The 17464-nt window shown below is 45.7% G+C and carries 16 protein-coding genes; 8 read left to right on the forward strand and 8 right to left on the reverse strand.

Annotation, left to right across the window (positions count from 1 at the left end):
- Window positions 1–79 precede the first annotated feature (79 nt).
- The 3 genes from PPM_RS25070 to PPM_RS25080 all read left to right on the forward strand — a co-directional run bounded on the left by PPM_RS25070 (window position 80) and on the right by PPM_RS25080 (window position 3708).
- Window positions 80–1255 (forward strand): AGE family epimerase/isomerase, encoded by a 1176-nt coding sequence (locus PPM_RS25070; RefSeq protein ID WP_016324878.1) that lies wholly within the window; start codon window positions 80–82, stop codon window positions 1253–1255.
- Window positions 1252–2451, forward strand: coding sequence for a glycosidase (locus PPM_RS25075; protein WP_013373638.1), 1200 nt, complete (start codon window positions 1252–1254; stop codon window positions 2449–2451). The genes PPM_RS25070 and PPM_RS25075 overlap by 4 nt, the downstream gene beginning before the upstream one ends.
- Window positions 2452–2700: 249 nt before the next feature.
- Entirely contained in the window at window positions 2701–3708 is a 1008-nt protein-coding gene (locus PPM_RS25080; RefSeq protein ID WP_040103815.1) for a substrate-binding domain-containing protein, read from the forward strand.
- A gap of 103 nt (window positions 3709–3811) precedes the next feature.
- On the opposite strand, the gene PPM_RS25085 is transcribed toward PPM_RS25080, so the two are convergent.
- The gene (locus tag PPM_RS25085; RefSeq protein WP_016822696.1) at window positions 3812–4024 is read right to left on the reverse strand and encodes a cold-shock protein; all 213 of its coding nucleotides are present in this window, start codon (window positions 4022–4024) and stop codon (window positions 3812–3814) included.
- 119 nt (window positions 4025–4143) lie between these two features.
- Window positions 4144–4659: a DUF2179 domain-containing protein gene (locus PPM_RS25090; RefSeq protein WP_013373641.1), complete on the reverse strand. Its 516-nt coding sequence runs from the start codon at window positions 4657–4659 to the stop codon at window positions 4144–4146.
- A 156-nt stretch (window positions 4660–4815) separates the two neighbouring features.
- Here PPM_RS25090 and PPM_RS28225 point away from each other — a divergent pair, with 156 nt between their 5' ends.
- On the forward strand, window positions 4816–4992 hold the full coding sequence (locus PPM_RS28225; RefSeq protein WP_013373642.1) for a CsbD family protein: 177 nt from the start codon (window positions 4816–4818) through the stop codon (window positions 4990–4992).
- A 254-nt stretch (window positions 4993–5246) separates the two neighbouring features.
- Window positions 5247–6296 (forward strand): stalk domain-containing protein, encoded by a 1050-nt coding sequence (locus tag PPM_RS25095; protein WP_013373643.1) that lies wholly within the window; start codon window positions 5247–5249, stop codon window positions 6294–6296.
- 102 nt (window positions 6297–6398) lie between these two features.
- Here the strand turns inward: PPM_RS25095 and PPM_RS25100 are convergent, their stop codons facing one another.
- Window positions 6399–7196, reverse strand: a complete 798-nt coding sequence (locus tag PPM_RS25100; protein ID WP_013373644.1) for a copper amine oxidase N-terminal domain-containing protein — start codon at window positions 7194–7196, stop codon at window positions 6399–6401.
- Between the two features lie 185 nt (window positions 7197–7381).
- The gene (locus PPM_RS25105) at window positions 7382–8488 is read right to left on the reverse strand and encodes a hypothetical protein (protein ID WP_013373645.1); all 1107 of its coding nucleotides are present in this window, start codon (window positions 8486–8488) and stop codon (window positions 7382–7384) included.
- A 339-nt stretch (window positions 8489–8827) separates the two neighbouring features.
- Between PPM_RS25105 and PPM_RS25110 the strand changes: the two genes are divergently transcribed.
- Window positions 8828–11377, forward strand: coding sequence for a LamG-like jellyroll fold domain-containing protein (locus PPM_RS25110; RefSeq protein ID WP_016324880.1), 2550 nt, complete (start codon window positions 8828–8830; stop codon window positions 11375–11377).
- Window positions 11378–11472: 95 nt separating this feature from the next.
- On the opposite strand, the gene PPM_RS25115 is transcribed toward PPM_RS25110, so the two are convergent.
- Window positions 11473–12654, reverse strand: a complete 1182-nt coding sequence (locus tag PPM_RS25115; protein ID WP_013373647.1) for an NAD(P)/FAD-dependent oxidoreductase — start codon at window positions 12652–12654, stop codon at window positions 11473–11475.
- Between the two features lie 27 nt (window positions 12655–12681).
- Window positions 12682–13113, reverse strand: a complete 432-nt coding sequence (locus tag PPM_RS25120) for a DUF1641 domain-containing protein (RefSeq protein WP_013373648.1) — start codon at window positions 13111–13113, stop codon at window positions 12682–12684.
- 498 nt (window positions 13114–13611) lie between these two features.
- On the opposite strand from PPM_RS25120, the gene PPM_RS25125 reads away from it, so the two are divergent.
- Entirely contained in the window at window positions 13612–14007 is a 396-nt protein-coding gene (locus PPM_RS25125) for a rhodanese-like domain-containing protein (protein ID WP_013373650.1), read from the forward strand.
- Window positions 14008–14035: 28 nt separating this feature from the next.
- Here PPM_RS25125 and PPM_RS25130 read toward each other — a convergent pair whose 3' ends face one another.
- Complete coding sequence (locus tag PPM_RS25130; protein ID WP_013373651.1) at window positions 14036–14860, reverse strand: HNH endonuclease; 825 nt, start codon at window positions 14858–14860, stop codon at window positions 14036–14038.
- Window positions 14861–15121: 261 nt separating this feature from the next.
- Between PPM_RS25130 and PPM_RS25135 the strand changes: the two genes are divergently transcribed.
- Window positions 15122–16615, forward strand: a complete 1494-nt coding sequence (locus PPM_RS25135) for an alpha-amylase (protein ID WP_013373652.1) — start codon at window positions 15122–15124, stop codon at window positions 16613–16615.
- 63 nt (window positions 16616–16678) lie between these two features.
- Here PPM_RS25135 and gpmA read toward each other — a convergent pair whose 3' ends face one another.
- The gene (gene gpmA, locus PPM_RS25140; RefSeq protein ID WP_013373653.1) at window positions 16679–17428 is read right to left on the reverse strand and encodes a 2,3-diphosphoglycerate-dependent phosphoglycerate mutase; all 750 of its coding nucleotides are present in this window, start codon (window positions 17426–17428) and stop codon (window positions 16679–16681) included.
- Window positions 17429–17464 lie beyond the last annotated feature (36 nt).

The raw sequence follows: 17464 nt of genomic DNA on the forward strand, positions 1-17464 counted from the left end.
TTTAAAAACACCTAGATATGATACTTCTGTAAGGTTAACGATAAACTAATAAATAATTTTCCGAAGGAGGCTTTGTCTCTTGGAAACACTAGTACACGAAATTAGACAGGAATGGAAGGAACACATACTCCCATTCTGGTTAGGCTTGAAAGATGAAGCGCATGGCGGATTTTATGGAGAGGTAGACGTGGATCTGCACATCCATAAACAAGCGGACAAAGGTGGCATCGCCACTGCGCGACTACTTTGGTCTTTCTCAGCAGCAGCCCGTGTAACTGGGGAACGCGCCTATGCAGACGCGGCACGACATGCCTTTACATTTCTGCAAGATCACCTGCTTGACCCGTTACATGGAGGAATGTACTGGATGGTGAACTACACGGGGCAGCCTGTGGATACGTGCAAGCATATATATGCGCAGGCATTTGCCATCTATGCGCTGGCAGAATATGCACGAGCTACGGATGACCCGAATGCATTGCCACTGGCAATGGAACTGTTTCATCTGGTGGAACAAAAGGGGTATGATCCTGCTCTACAAGCATACGGTGAACAATATGATCGTTCGTGGAACGCGCAGCCTAATGAGCTACTCAGCGAAAATGGAGTTACCGCGCATATTACCATGAATACGCATATTCATGTTTTGGAAGCGTATACCCAATTGCTGCGCGCCTACCCAAACGAAGAGGTTCGGGACGCACTGAAGAACGTGCTGGACATTTTACACCACCGTGTTTACGATGCTTCCGCCCGGCGTTTGGGAGTCTTCTTCGACCGCGAATGGCGTTCACTGCTCGATCTGACCTCATATGGTCACGACATCGAAGCCAGCTGGTTGATGGAGGACGCAATGAATGTACTGGGTTATCATCCATCCGAGTATGTGAACATGGTGGTGGATATTGCCAGTGCGGTAGCTGAGCGGGCTATTCAACCAGACGGATCGCTCATCAACGAGCGTGAGGGAGAGCGGGTAGACACTTCACGTATCTGGTGGGTACAGGCCGAAGCAATGGTTGGCTTTTACAACGCATTTCAGCGGACACAGGATGAACGATTTTTGCACATTGTGCGAAATCTATGGACCTATACCCGGCAATATATCATCGATCCGCGCGCCGGAGGCGAATGGTTCTGGTCAGTTCAAGCCGACGGTAGGCCTGATGCGAGAGAGATTGCAGGCCCTTGGAAGTGCCCATATCATAACAGCCGATTTTGCATTGAAATGCTGGAAAGGATGGAAAAACAATGATTCATAGCAAATACAATGAGCTGCTGTTGCAGCAAGAAGAACTGATTACGCGCCCCAATGAGGTTAAAACCTCCTTTTACAATGGTATCTATGAACGCTACCTCTATCCGGTGCTCACACGCCATCATGTTCCCATTCACTGGCGGTTTGACCTGGATGCACAAACCAACCCCTTTTTCATGGAACGACTGGGCGTGAATGCGGCATTGAATCCTGGAGCGATCTATCATGAAGGAAAATACATCCTTGTTTCACGCACCGAGGGACTGGATCGAAAGTCGTTTTTTGCCTTGGCAGAGAGCGATAACGGCATTGATCAGTTTCGGTTCATTGATGCTCCCTTAGTATGGGATGATATCGACCCGGATGAAACCAATATGTACGATATGCGGCTGGTGAAGCATGAGGACGGCTGGATTTACGGTATTTATTGCTCGGAGAAAAAGGACCCTGACGCGCCAGCCCACGATACCTCCAGCGCTGTCGCTCAGGCTGGACTGGTCCGCACTCGTGATCTCCGCACATGGACCCGGCTTCCCAACATCACTACCCAGTCCCCGCAGCAACGCAACGTTGTCCTGCACCCCGAATTTGTGGACGGTCAATATGCCTTCTATACTCGTCCCCAAGATGGGTTTATTTCCACAGGCTCAGGCGGAGGCATTGCGTTCGGTCTCTGCAAAGATATTACGCAGCCCGTGATTGAACATGAGACAGTCATTGACGAGCGCTACTATCATACGGTATACGAAGTCAAGAACGGGCAAGGTCCTGCTCCGATCAAAACGAGTCGCGGCTGGATTCATATCGCTCACGGGGTACGCAATACAGCCGCCGGGCTGCGATATGTGCTGTATACCTTTGCCACCAGTCTGGAAGACCCTACGCGTGTCATTGCCAAGCCTGGCGGGCATTTCCTGGCTCCTTATGATGAGGAACGCGTGGGTGATGTTTCGAATGTTATTTTCTGCAATGGGGCAGTCGTTAATGAACGAGATGAAGTCTTCATATACTACGCGTCCAGTGATACCCGTATCCACGTAGCGACGACCACCATTGCCCGTCTAGAAGACTACACCTTCAATACACCGTCCGACCCATTGCGTTCTCTTGGCAGCGCCGCTATCCGCCGTGAGCTGATCCATCGCAATGAAGCGCTATTGCAAGCAAGCAACCGTCCTTCCCAGCAGATCTAAGCCGTAAGCTTTATCCTGCTTGTGGAACCATGTATACTATCCATAGAACAACTGTTACCCGCAGGCTAATTGTTGTTCTATGGGCAGCTATGGCTGCCAGTCCTTGTATCTTTACAGAGCAGCTGCACCGCTAAGCTAATTGAATTTCTACAAGCGGATAAGCTATCCATATTCACCCCAGCATTTTGCAACTCTTATCTGGATGTAGGCAAAATGCTTATCTTTTTAAAATTGGAAGGCGGAACAGGAATGAAGAGCAACGTAACGATGCGGGATATTGCAGATAAGCTGGGAATAAGCAGCGTGACCGTGTCGAAGGCGCTCAATGACAAGGATGGGGTTAGCGAGGAGCTAAAAGAACGTATTAAAACGCTCGCGGGCGAAATGGGTTATCGTTTCAATACCGTTGCCAAGTCCATGAAGGAAGGGCTCACCTATAACATTGGTGTTGTCATCCCTGAACGTTTTACCGGTCCTGGCCAATCGTTTTATCTGCATATTTACCAGCAAATTTCACGAGCACTGGAGCCATACGGCTACTACGGGATCCTTCACATCCTCCATCGCGAGGACGAAGAACAGCTTAATCTGCCACGTATCTATTACGACCGTAAGGTGGACGGCTTCATTCTTCTGGGCCAGGTGAGCAAGCCATATATTGAGCTGGTACAAACCATGGACCAACCTAAAATGTTTCTCGACTTTTATGATGAGCATGCCGATATCGACTCTGTGGTGACGGATAATTTTTACGGAGCCTATGAGCTGACCAACTACTTGATCGCCCAGGGGCACCGGGATATTGCTTATGTGGGAAATATCTATTCCACCAGTAGTATTCAGGATCGTTTCCTCGGCTACTATAAATCCTTGCTGGAGCACAGGTTGCCCCTCCGTAACGAGTGGGTACTTAGTGACCGGGACGACGAAGGGTCCTATGTTGAAATGGAGCTACCTCAGCCACTACCGACCGCCTTTGTATGCAACTGCGATCAGGTTGCTCACAATCTGGTGCACCAGCTGATTGGTCTGGGATACCGCGTACCCGAGGATTGCTCTGTAGTCGGCTTTGATAACGATGTATACGCCACGCTTATTGTTCCGCAACTGACCACGGTCGGAGTAGACATTGAGCAAATGGCACGTACCGCGGTGGATTCAATGATGAAAAAAATAAGCCATCCCGGCAGTCGTTTTGGTCGAGTCCTTGTACAGGGTCATATTGTATATCGTGATTCCGTGCAGCCCCTTGAGTGATCATGATCAGTGAATTTTCCACAACCAAAAGCCGCTCAGCATGTCGCTGGAGCGGCTTTTGACGTTTAGAATCTTTGCAGCGTAATCATAGGCTTACCTTCAATTAAGAACGCTGGGCGACAAAGGAATTGCCCGTCCGATTGAGAATCGGCAGCATCCGCATTTCCTGTCCCATCGTGGCCTGGCAAAGTGGACAAGCTGGCTCGCTCAAAAAGGTAAAATCCGTTCTCATCCATCCGTTGCAACCCTCGTTGGTACACGACCAAATAGCCGTATTTTCCTCTGGAATGATTTCCGGGGCCTGGCGTCTGTACATCTATATCCCCCCTTGGTTGTTATAGGGGAACATCCCCTGTCGGCATACTGTTAATTCCCTCCTGTGCGGGTATTAATATGCTCCAACCTACGGAAAATATGCGTATTTTACCAAAATCCTTATTTGCGGATAGCCTTGGTCCAGAAACCGCCGTGAAATTGCTTTGGCTCCACTGTAATGACAAAAGCCTTGGGGTCCAGCTCCAGAATGGATTGATACAGCTTATTCTGGTTTTTTCGCTTGGCCAATATCTCCATCACCAAACGTTCTCCATCACGTCCACTGCCCAGCCAGGCTGTAACGCCGTAGCCTTTGTCTCGCAGCGCATTGGCAATCCCTCCATTGATTTCATTACTGATCACCTTCACGGTGACATAACCGAGCGCTATTTTTTCCTCAATCCATGCCCCAATAAGAATACCTACTGCGTAGCCGATGGCGTATACCGCAAGACTTGCCACTTGATCCAGATATTTAAGCACGACATTCAAGCCCAACACATAGACCGTAACTTCCACGGTGCTGATGAGTGCAGCAATGTACTTCTGTCCTTTCAGCGTCAAAATCATACGTAGTGTATACGCCGATACATAAATAAGTTGAATAACGAGAATAAACAATAAAATTTTGAGCATACGCTCACTCCTTATTTCACGATCTAGTTAACCCCGTCTCCAACATTATGCCCCTGTCTGTGATCTACAGCCTTACGTTTCGTATTACCCTCGCTCGGGTAATGAGTAACTACAGCATGCTGAAAGAAAGTTTGATTATATGAGGAGGGCTATACCATGAAGGATAACGGAATTAGCGATAAAATCAAAGGTAATGTAAATAAAGCTAAAGGCGAAATCAAGGATCAAATCGGGAACGCTACAGATAATAAGTCACTTCAAGCCGAAGGTAAATTGGATAAAGCCAAAGGCCATCTTCAGGAAACAGCAGGCAAACTGAAGGACCACAAATAATCCAACTTTTGATACCCTAACGCACTGTACTCCAAACAAGTCCGCTGTCTTGTACAGCGGACTGTTTTATTTTATTCAGTTACTTTTGGAAAAATATTTACGCAAACAGGGCAACTTTTACAGTCGCTTTTGCGTCTAACTAATATAAGCACAACCAATAACAACCCTTCCAACCTGTTGGATTTTGTATGTATTAATGTTACTCTAGTCTATGTATCAAGCTATAATTCTTAAATAAAGGGGTAGACCAACGAATGAAATCATTGAAGTCCATGAAGAAACCAGTCATCATCACTGCCGTGTCGGCCTTGGCCATCTCCGGGGCTCTGTTCAGCCAATCTACATATGCTGCACAAGTAACTAAGCCGATCCAAGCAGTATATAACAATATTAAAATTATCTATAACGGAACTGAGGTTCCTGCTGATGCTAAAACAGAACCATTTCTGCTGGATGGCGTGACGTATATCCCGCTGAAGCTGGCAGGTACTGCTTTGGATAAAAAAGTAACATGGGATGGCACAAACAAACGCGTAGTCATTGCTGACAACGGCGTTCCTATTGATCAGTCTACGGTTACAGCATTGAACAACCAGATTACGACGCTGACTCAAGAACTGAACACAGCAAAAGCAGCGAACACAACGAAAGATGCTACCATTGCTCAATTGCAAAAAGACAATCAGACGCTGAAAGATACAGCTAGCAAAAGTAGCACCGATACCTTGAAAGATCTTGAACGTCAATTGAACAGAGACTATCGCGACACAAATAACGCCAATGCAGATATTACTCTGAAAGGTGATAAAAACGATATTACTGTGACTATTGAGTTGACAGAAAGTAGATGGAACGATATTTCGAGTAGCAGACAAAAATCTTACCTAGAAGATATTTCGGAGGATATTTTAAAGACCTTTAAAGATGCTGATATTGAAGGAACCGTTAAAAACTCAAGTAACGGAAACAAACTTGCAACCTTTGACTCCGATAGTAAGGGGAATGTGGATATAGAAAAACTATCCTCCAAAATTGATCTGAGCGAGATCAAAAGGGTCTTGCTTAACGACTTTGATCGTAAATATAACAATGTTTCCATAGACTTTAGCGTAAAGGGCGACTCTAGTGAAGTCACAGTGGATGCTTATGTTAAAACAGATGATTGGAACAGTCTAACCTACTACCAAAAGAATAGAATCCAAGAAGATATTATTTCAGACATTAGAAATAAAAATGTATCACGTGTAAAAGGTGTTGTTCATTCAAACGAAAACAATAGCACACTGGCGACATTCAATTACTAAGTTGAATAAATACTAGAAAATAAGAGATCTTCTAAAAAATAAGACAGGGAAAATAACTCCCCTGTCTTATTTTCATTGCTTCATCTTTAAAAATCTGAACAATTATTGAATCAGCCTGCCCACAGAAGTAATGTAAATTATATAATCACTATCCGCATTAGTTGTACCGATATTTTTTGTATAAATCAAATGACCTGCACTGGTTATTTTGACTTTGTGAAATGAACCGGGTTTAGAATAAGAATCTACACTATAAGTCCCTTTGCTATACACAATCATAGGATTAAAGTCAATTTTTTTGAAGACGGGCGATAAGTCACTCTTATAAGTAGCATAAATATTCAATACACCCTGCTTTTGATCCCAGTCAAAGGAAGTAAGGTCAAACGCATTCGCGTCAATGACTCGGGCTAAGTCTTGTCCCATAAATCGCATAAGAACTGGACTTTCCGTAAAGCTATCATGTCTTAGCTTCAATAAACCACGCTTCGAATCCCACTCCATCTTCGCATCTGTATCCTTCAACAAAATGGATACCGGCAAAAACATCGCGTTGCTTTTCATGATGGGAACTGTGTCCATTGTCACCGACTCACCGTTAACTGATATTTCGGGTGATCCAATCGTAGCCGTTACATTACGCCCCAACAGATCAACAGCAGCCGTCTTGTTCGCTGCATTATAACTTACTTTGCCGCCCAGTATATCCTCAGCCGCTTGGAGCGGTATAAGCAGTCTCCCCTTCTTATCCAAGAAAGGTGCTGCAGGGTAAGTATATAGAACGTAATGATCATTGACCTTCAGATGTATGGGGGTTTGAGCTTGAGCTGATGTCGAATTCGAGTGTGCAGTAGCAAAACTTAGTACAATCATAATACTGATTAATAACTTGATTTTCATAATGCCCTCCTAATTATTTTGTTTAGGCTCAAAACCAAAATTACGGTGGAGGAGTCCAGTTGAGTATGCTTAACATGGAAAAACATCTGCCAAGCCACATTGTTGTAAGTCCCACCCAACAACAAAGGAAATGACAGATGCTACTCAGTATATTTTAGCTTGAGCCATTGTTTAACTAATTGTTCTTATCGGTTTGGATTTCTGATCCATACACTTGGACCAAAATGAGTAATATAATCGGCGGGCCAATCAATCGTACCGAACCACTGACTTCCATCCCAAAACGAGTAATCCCGATAGTCATCCCATGGATAATAATAATCTGAATTGAATTTTGAGACTACCAATTCTGAAAACTCCCCATTGATAGCACTTCCATAGATATTGCTGCCATCAAAGTTTTTTTTCGCTATTGCCGTCACTCTCTTAACAGACATGGATGATAGGTCTGAAGAGTCAAAAGAGGTTTGCATAACGACGATTTGATTGTAGTAGGCTAACAGATAAGCGTTATAGGTACTATTATCAATATAAAATTTAACTGAATTAAATCCCTCGTAATTTACCCACGACTCTGTAGAATATCTATAATCTCCATTTTTAATGTATCCTAAGTATCTTTTTTGGCCCGTTTGAAAGGAAAATCCCCCCTCGATTTTCCGTCCATTCTTCGCATCAAAACCATAATACGCCCATGGCTGTTCGTTTGCTCCTAGGTCCTCAGCTCTTGGCAGAATCACACGTGCATTAACCCCATCAAAACCATCATAATCCAATTGAACCCTTGAAAAAGCTCCAGTTGTTCCTCCACTTACTTGCGATGGAGTAGGATTATATTTACTTGATATGGAAACATCATGATTGTTGCTTGGTTCACTCAAAGAGTTTGTTTTCATATAAGTAGCATCCGTTACACTATCTTCTTTTGATTCAACTTTATCCGCCATACCTACATAACCTTTTTCTGAGCTGTATACTTCTCCATCGAGCGTAAGATATATGTATTCCGATTTGTTAAGCTTCTCCAGATTTTGTTGTAGATCACTATTACTTTTACTCTTTAGCGATGTACTATCCGCTGTATTCAGTAGTTCAGCAATAGATGCTTTTGGATTAACGGCAATCTGGTGTTCTTGAAGTTCATGGACAATGGCCCGCTGTTTGAGATTTTCAAAAAATGAAGCATCGTACTTAGTTGCCTTAGGCTCCGCATAGGCGAGGCTTCCCGAGAATGCGGAACACATGAGGATAGTTGCTAACCCCACGCCAAAAAACTTATTTTTCCTAAACATACACAAACCCCCTAGTTATTTTTCGAAACTAGCATACTCCCACAAATATATAACGTCAACCATAATTTATAATTTTTTCCTAAAAAGATAACATGTCATTTTACATATCATAGTGTATAGAAGATCAACTACGTATCAAAAAAAGAGATTGTGGATTAGCACGTTCAAAAACATTTTATAGCCTTTTAGGTTTTTACTATTTTCACCTTACAGGTATACAGACCTTCCTACAGCTATGTAATTCATAAATACATTAATAATATTTATAAACATAAAGGTATTTTAGCGATGAAAGCAGAATGTATCACTGTATTCCAATTTTGAAAGGGGTAAATGTATATGATGAGAAGTTTTATTAAGCGTAGAGCCAGGTCTAGCATTGCATTAACAATGACTTTATTATTGGCAATTGCAGCCGTACCTTCAGGTACAATGGACGCCGCCACAGCGGATCCGAACCAGAATAATAAGCAGAATGTGCCGACCTTCTCTAATGTATCGGTTCATGATCCTTCGATTGTCAAAGACGGTGACACTTATTATGTGTTTGGGTCGCATATCTCCGCAGCGAAATCCAAAGATCTCACAAACTGGACTTCTTCTGCAAACGGTTACACAACGCCTGGGAATACCCTTTACGGAGATTTGTCGAAGAATCTGGCCGGATCTTTCGCTTGGGCGGGCGAGAATGATGCGGATAGCAAGGGAGGATTCTCAGTATGGGCGCCGGATGTATTTTGGAATGAGCATTATGTCAATAAGGATGGCTCAAAAGGGGCCTATATGATTTATTATAGTGCCTCCTCCACCTATATACGTTCCGCGATCGGTATTGCCGTTGCACCCAACATTGAAGGCCCCTATCAATATGTGGATACTATTGTGAACACTGGTTTTACAAAGGAGACTGCATTCGATAAAGATAGCAAAGTGGATAAAAAGTGGACAAATACGCCGATTTCTCAACTCATTAATGAAGGCAAGCTGAAGGGGCCTAGAGCAGGATGGTTTAACGCCGATGGTTCTTATGCGAATCGGGTGTTCCCGAATGCAATTGATGCAGCAGTCTTTTATGATACAGACGGGCGCTTATGGATGACGTACGGGTCATGGTCCGGAGGAATATTTTTGCTGGAGCTGGATAAAGCAACTGGCAAACCGATCTATCCAGGCCAAGATGGAACTACAGAGGATGGCCGTCTGATTGATCGCTATTTTGGCACCAAGATCGCAGGTGGATACGGTGAGTCCGGGGAAGGTCCATATATTGAATACAACTCAAAGACAGGTTACTACTATCTGTATGTAACCTATGGCGGACTTGCGTCAGACGGTGGGTATAACATGAGGTTATTCCGTTCCAAGAGTCCGACAGGACCTTATAAGGATGCCAAAGGACAGAATGCTGTGCTTCCAGCAAACACCAAAAATGTAGCCTATGGCAACAAACTAATGGGTAACTTCTTGTTCGATAGCAAAATAGGTGATCCAGGTACAGGCGTGGGCTACGGTTATGTATCGCCTGGGCATAACTCGGTATACACCGATCCTGCTACCGGACAAATGTTTGTTGTCTTTCATACCCGATTCCCTCAGCAAGGGGAGACTCATGAGCTGCGTGTACACCAAATGTTCATGAATCAGGATGACTGGCCTGTTGTAGCTCCTTACCGTTACGGCGGCGAGACGCTTACAAAGCTGGATGAGAAACAATTCATTGGTGATTATCAATATATTAACCATGGCAGTGATTCCTCGGCGACGATCAAAAATACACAGTTCATTCAGCTGAGAGCAGATCATACGATTAAAGGCGATGTGCAAGGAACATGGCGCAAGTCGGGGGATGCGAATGTCCAACTAACACTGGATGGTGCTGTATATGATGGAGTATTCCTGAGACAATGGGACCAGGTTACAAATCAATACATCCTTGCGTTTACAGTTCTATCGAATAAAGGTGAAATGGCCTGGGGCAGTAAACTCCCTGATATGACGGATACGACAGTCGTTGACAGTGTATATCGTGAATTAGATCTTGGCAATACGAGCCGGGTGACGGCTAATCTGACGCTTCCAAAGGAAGGCAGTCGGCAATCCTCCATTACCTGGAAAACCTCAGACCCAGGCATCATTTCCGATACTGGTGAAATCAAGCGCCCCGGGATCGGAGAAAAGGCTGTATCCGCCACTTTGACAGCTACCATTACCAAAGGGGACAGCAGTCGGGACAAAGCTTTTAACATTACGGTAGCTCCTTATGAGAAGGCAACATTGACTGCTTCATACCCATTTGAAAATAATCTAAAGGATCAGAATGATGCTTTTGCCAAAGGTAAGGTTATTGGTGACCGAATCGATCGTCAGGGAGGTAGTATATCCTACGCTGAAGGCGTAAGAGGCCAAGCTGTAGTCCTTGATGGACAGTCAGGTATTGCTCTGCCTGAAGGACTCATATCCAGTTCAGCCTATTCTGTGTCACTGTGGGTGAAACCTAGCGAATTGACTGTGCATACACCAACTTTTTTTGGAGCTATGGATAGCAACCACTGGGTTAGCCTTCTGCCCAGAGGACCTGAGAAGGATAACACCATGGTCTGGTCCGGCAGCTCAACTTGGTATACCGGCAGTACTGGCCTGAAGATCAAAACCAATGAATGGACACATCTCGCCTTCACTGTAGATCATGGAGTGCTAGAGGTGTATGTGAATGGGAAAATTCACTTTACAGGGTCAGGGTTTTCGGATGTCTTTACCTCTAAATCTGGAACATTCAGCTTAGGGGTCAACTGGTGGGACCCTGCATTCAAAGGTTCTATGGATGAGCTGAGTATTTTTGAAGGCGCGCTCCCTCCTGCACAGGTGGAAGAGTTAGCCCAGATGAAGTGAATTAAAACTATCTGTGAATGGTGAGCATCACTAGTGTCAAAGAATGAAAAAAGAGAGCGCTGAACAGCGCTCTCTTTTAATAAACCATATAGATATTAGTAGGCCAATGCAAAAAGTCCTTTGATGTGGGACAAGTAACGGATGTTACTGCCTTCTTTCATCAAAGTAGCTACAGCGCCTTTTAGTTGGGTGCCATTCGCGCCTACAGTACCGATCGCGTCTGTTCTTCCCAAGCTGCCCAGTGTACCGGAGAACACTGGCGTAAAGCGTTCCATTTTCGCTCCGTTGAAATAAGCGAAGATGTTGTAACCAACTAATTCGCCCATTTGCCAAGCCAACTGTGCAGTTGGAGGGTATGGACGCTCGCCTTCACCTGGGAACACTACTGCGCTGTCGCCAGCGAGGAAGATGTCTTCGTGGGAAGTCGATTGCAGTGCGCCATTCACAGTTGCGCGACCACGGTTTACTTCGATACCGGATGCACCAACCAGTGCATTACCTTGTACGCCGCCTGTCCAGATCAGTGTGTTCGTTTTGATCGAACGTCCGTCTTTCAGGAGAACTTCGTCAGCTTTCATTTCTGTAATCGGAACACCCGCTACGATTTGAACACCACGTTTTTCAAGGCTTGTTACTGCACGATCAACCAATGGTTGAGGGAAGCCTGCCAAAATAGATGGTCCAGCTTCTACGCAATACAAGTTGATATCTTCGTAGTTGATGCCTTTTTCACGGCAAACTGCAGGCAGTTTGTCAGCATATTCGCCCACCAGCTCAACACCAGTCAGACCGCCACCACCGATAACGATTGTAGCGTCCGCTTTGTTACCGGATTGCTTGTAAGCATCCAGACGAGCTTCCACATGTGCGCGGATGCGATTAGCTTCTGCTACTGATTTCAGCGTGAAGCTATGCTCTTGCAGCCCTGGAATACCGAAGTATGCCGTTTCACTGCCCAGGGAAATAACGAGAGCGTCATAGCTCAACGTAGCACCACTGGCCAAGGTTACTTTCTTATCGTCCGGCTTGATTTCGGAAACTGTATCCACTTTCAGGATAATATCTTTGTTGCGCAGCAGTTTTTCCAAAGGAAGCGCCACAGCTTTTTCGGCAATAGTACCTGCCGCCAAACGGTGTAGTTCCGTAATAATTTGGTGCGACGCAAAGCGGTTTACAACTGTAATGGTTGCTTGGCTAGCGTCCATATGCTGGCGTGCTGTAAGAGCGGCCAGCAATCCGCCGTATCCGCCGCCCAAGATCAAAATTTGCTTCGACATGTCCATCCTCCGTTCTCGATCAGGTAATTATTTGCTTTCGCGTTGGCGCTCATTCAGAATATCCAGGAAAGCCTGGCTGAAACGCAGCGTTTTTTGTACATTAGGATCTTTAAGCATTTTGAGCAGGCCAAACAGACCTACACTGCCGTCCGTAGTTTGTACACGGTCATTTGCTTCAATTGCAGCAGAAGCCAATCCTTTAGCCGAATCTGTAACAGGCTTCACAAACTCTCCCATGGAGTTTTTCATATCTCCGATAAAGACAGGGTCAGTTGCCAGACTGCGTGCTACATCATAAGCATCGGTCATAAAAGTAACCATCTCAGTCAACTTTGGCAGATTCTCTACCAGTACGGTCAGCGATTGCTGAACCTCCGGTTTCATCAATTGGTCCAATACATCCCGAGACTCTTTGGTAGCTTCTTGTGTTACGGCCACCTCTTGTTGGTTTTCAGACATGCGTGAACGTCCTCCTTTACTGTGAAAATAGAAGTCCATTCCTTTCTCGTAACCTGTATCATAAACTCTAGCAATAAAACGTTCAATGAATTCGCCCTAAACATGCAAGAAGCACAGCTTAAACCGGCCTATACCCTAAAGGGCAAGACTGATGATCGCAGATGCCAATTGTATATTGCTTGGACGTTATTCTGTTGTTGTTACTGCTGCGGAATATCTCACGAAGCGCTCCCTCGTGACTACAACAGGACGAAACGGAACCCTATACCTCTATATTACACCTTTCACAACCCAATCGTCGAAGAAATTTTAAATTTGCACAAATTTCTGCAAATTTTTTATTGTTATTTTAGATAAAAACTAGAATAAGCACGATTTTTGTCTAAGTTTACCTTAAAAAAGGGGCATTTTATACTAGAGATGGGTAATAGAGAGAGTGAGTTTCTGTTCATTAATATGAAAACCAATACAAAACATATTCCTACGGAGGGTTGAACGATGGCTAAAACATTTGCAGATATGGTTCAAGAAGCGAGGCAGCACGTTCAGGGCATTACTTCACAGGAGGCACGTCAGCGAATTGAATCAAATCCGGATACATTCGTTATCGACGTACAGGATTCTCATGATGCAGGTGCTTGCGGCTTAATTCGCGGAAGTGCCAATATTTCACTAGGCATGCTGCCCATCCGCGCTGACCTGGGCGTTCCACAAGATTTGCGTGATGAACGCTTACGTGACCGTAACCGCCCGATTATCACCACCTGCGGGGCAGGCGGACAAGCCGCACTGGCAGCTTATATACTCCAACAGATGGGCTTTACCAATGTAGCCTTTATCGAAGGCGGTACAACAGCCTGGAAGGAAGCCGGCTTTGAAGTAGAACTGTACTAAGGGAATGTTGCCGCTTCCCCAGATCGTCCTAGGTACGTAAGGTGTCCTCAGAAGCATCGGGAGGCTCAAAATCATTCGGAATCGGCAATGGCACACCAGACTCGATGAATTCCTCTACATCACGGGCAGCTTTAACTTGATTGCACTCATTGCAGGCGCATACACAATTTACTGGCGTGGTGTGTCCACCTTTAGCCCGAGGAAGTAAATGATCAATCGTGTCACCATAGCCACCGCAAAAAAAGCAGGTATAGCGGTCACGTTTAAGCACATATTGGCGGAATTCCTTGTTGCTATAAAGTCTGCGGACTGTGTACGGATTTACAATCACCGCCATGCGTTCTCTGACCAGAGTCATCGCCAAATCAAGCTCAATCTCCTGATGCCAGCGTCTCCCTTGGTCGGTTTTGCCTCTTAGCCGAATCATGCCATTGCGATTAAGCCGCAACGCACGGGTATCCGCAGGCTTCAGCCTGCTAAGCAAATGGCGAACCCGTTGCCGATGGCGCTCACGCGCTTTGTCCGTGACGGGCTTCCTACGGGGGCGTTGAGAATCATTAGAAGGCTGCGCGGACGCTTCCAGACGATACGCAGCCGTATCTGCTACGGAGCTATGCCGCTCCACAGGAGCAGCCAAGGGCTTCGTCTCCTCATGGGAAGGAGCGGACGTAACCACCCGTTCTTGCGGGGCTAACCCCCGGCAGGAACGGCAAGGACCACGCCGGGAATAAGGCCCAGCCCGGCGACCGGTTCTGCGCTGAAAGTCCGTTAATGGTTTTGTCTCCTGACAATACGTACATTTTTTCATCAGCGGTTCTCTCGCTTCATCCTTATCCTGCTGCAGGTCTGTCACGTTCATCCCTCCTTCCCTCTCTTGGTCGAGCTTATGGTTTGCCCGAAATCCGAACTATTGCTAAGTTAGATTCATTTTACCGTTTTCACGTTTCCTTTTCTAGCCATCGAGTCGTTGTGATCACTCAATGTATAACAAATTTTAATGATTTAGCATACGCTATACAGCGATCCATGTTCTTCATCAACATCATATTGGCCATCAGACGTTTAGCCCCCCTCACTTGGTGGGTAACTTGTTATATATGAAGGAGGGACGCACATGAAAAGGAACCATACGATGATGCAATTTTTCGAGTGGAATGTCAAAGCTGACGGTTCTCACTGGAAAAAGCTTGCCCGCCTGGCACCGGAACTGAAGGCCAAAGGAATTGACGCGATATGGATTCCACCTGTCACCAAAGGCCAATCTCCTGAGGATACGGGTTACGGCGTCTATGACCTTTACGATCTGGGCGAATTTGACCAAAAAGGTGCAGTGCGCACCAAATACGGAACCAGGGAAGACCTGCTGGAAGCTGTCGCATCCTGCGTTCGCCACGGCGTAGCCGTCTATGTCGATCTGGTCATGAACCATAAGGCTGGTGCGGATGAAACCGAAGTATTCAAAGTCGTCGAGGTCAACCCGGATAATCGTAATGAGGTCATTTCCGAGCCCTTTGATATCGAAGGCTGGACTAAATTTACATTCCCCGGCCGACAAGGTAAGTATTCCACATTTCAATGGAACTTCGAACATTTTAATGGAACGGATTACGATGCAAGTCAGGACCGGACAGGAATCTATCGTATTTTAGGTAAAAACAAAAACTGGAGCGATAATGTAGATGATGAATTCGGCAATTATGATTATTTAATGTTCGCCAATATTGACTATAATCATCAGGATGTGCGCAAGGAAATGATCCGCTGGGGCAAATGGCTGGTGGATACTCTACAATGCAACGGATTCCGTCTGGATGCGATCAAGCATATTAATCATGAATTTGTACGAGAGTTTGCTACAGAAATGATTAAAAAGCGTGGGCAGGATTTTTATATGGTAGGCGAATTTTGGAAACCGGATCTAGAATCTTGCCAAAAGTTTCTGGATACCATCGATTATAAAATCGACCTGTTTGACGTATCCCTCCACTACAAACTACATAGCGCTTCCTTGGGTGGTAAGGATTTCGATTTAAGCACCATTTTCGAGGATACGCTGGTTCATACCCATCCCCTGAACTCGGTTACTTTTGTCGATAATCATGATTCCCAGCCGCACGAAGCGCTCGAATCTTGGGTAGAGGACTGGTTTAAGCCCAGTGCCTATGCACTCATCCTACTGCGCAAAGATGGTTATCCCTGCGTATTCTACGGTGATTACTACGGTATCCAGGGACAAACGCCTGTGGAAGGCAAGCAGGCTGAGCTAGACCCGCTCCTATATGCCCGATACCACAAAGCTTATGGTGAGCAAAAAGATTATTTTGATGATCCCCATACGATTGGATGGGTTCGTCAGGGCATTCCTGAGCTACACGGCTCTGGATGTGCTGTGGTGATCACTAACGCAAATGACGGGGAAAAGCGCATGTTCGTGGGTAAACAACGTGCAGGAGAAAAATGGACCGATTTGACCGGGCATCACGATCATACCATAAAGATCGAACAGGATGGCTATGGCATATTTCCCGTTCGTGCCGGCAGTGTATCGGTATGGGCACTTCCTACTGAGGAAGACAGCCTGGATGCAGAGGATACCGCGAGTGCTTGATGTTTAACAACTTAAAGAGGACAGGATGCAAGGAAGCGCCCTGTCCTCTTTGTATATGGAAAATCACTCCGTCACCTTGCTTTGGTTGGCCACAGCCTGTTTCTTTGCCTCTACATGACTCGGATCACCAAGATAGAAGCGCCGGATAGGATCGATATGCTCATCCAGCTCATACACCAGTGGGATACCTGTCGGAATGTTCAAATCCAGCAATGCGGTTTCGTCCAAATTCTCCATGTACTTGATCAAGGCCCGTAAAGTATTACCGTGTGCGGAAATGATAACCCGCTCCTTTTTAAGAATCAACGGCATGATCCGTTGCTTCCAAAACTCACCAACCCGATGCACCGTGTCTTCCAGACTCTCCCCAAGCGGTAGCTCCTCTGGCTTAATATGGCGATAACGCTCTTCTCGATGTGGACTCCGTTCATCCTGCGCATCCAACATAGGAGGTCGCACCGTCAAGCTACGCCGCCAAATATGAACCTGTTCCTCGCCGTATTGCACGGCGGAATCCAGTTTGCTATGCCCCTGAAGCGCACCATAGTGGCGTTCATTCAGCTTCCATGACTTCTGCACGGGTATCCACAGATGATCCAGCTCATCCAAGATATGATACAACGTGCGGATAGAACGTTTTAACACAGAAGCAAATGCCAAGTCAAACGTATACCCAGCCTCCTTGAGGATACGTCCTGCCTCGATAGCCTCATGAGTTCCCTGCTCAGTCAGATCGACATCCGTCCAGCCTGTGAACAAGTTTTGTCGGTTATACACGCTTTCTCCGTGCCTCACCAGCACCACCTGATACATATACCTCACTCCTCACCTATCTATCCTCTATGTTTT

The organism is Paenibacillus polymyxa M1 (assembly GCF_000237325.1).
In the GTDB taxonomy this organism is placed as follows: Bacteria; Bacillota; Bacilli; order Paenibacillales; family Paenibacillaceae; genus Paenibacillus; species Paenibacillus polymyxa_C.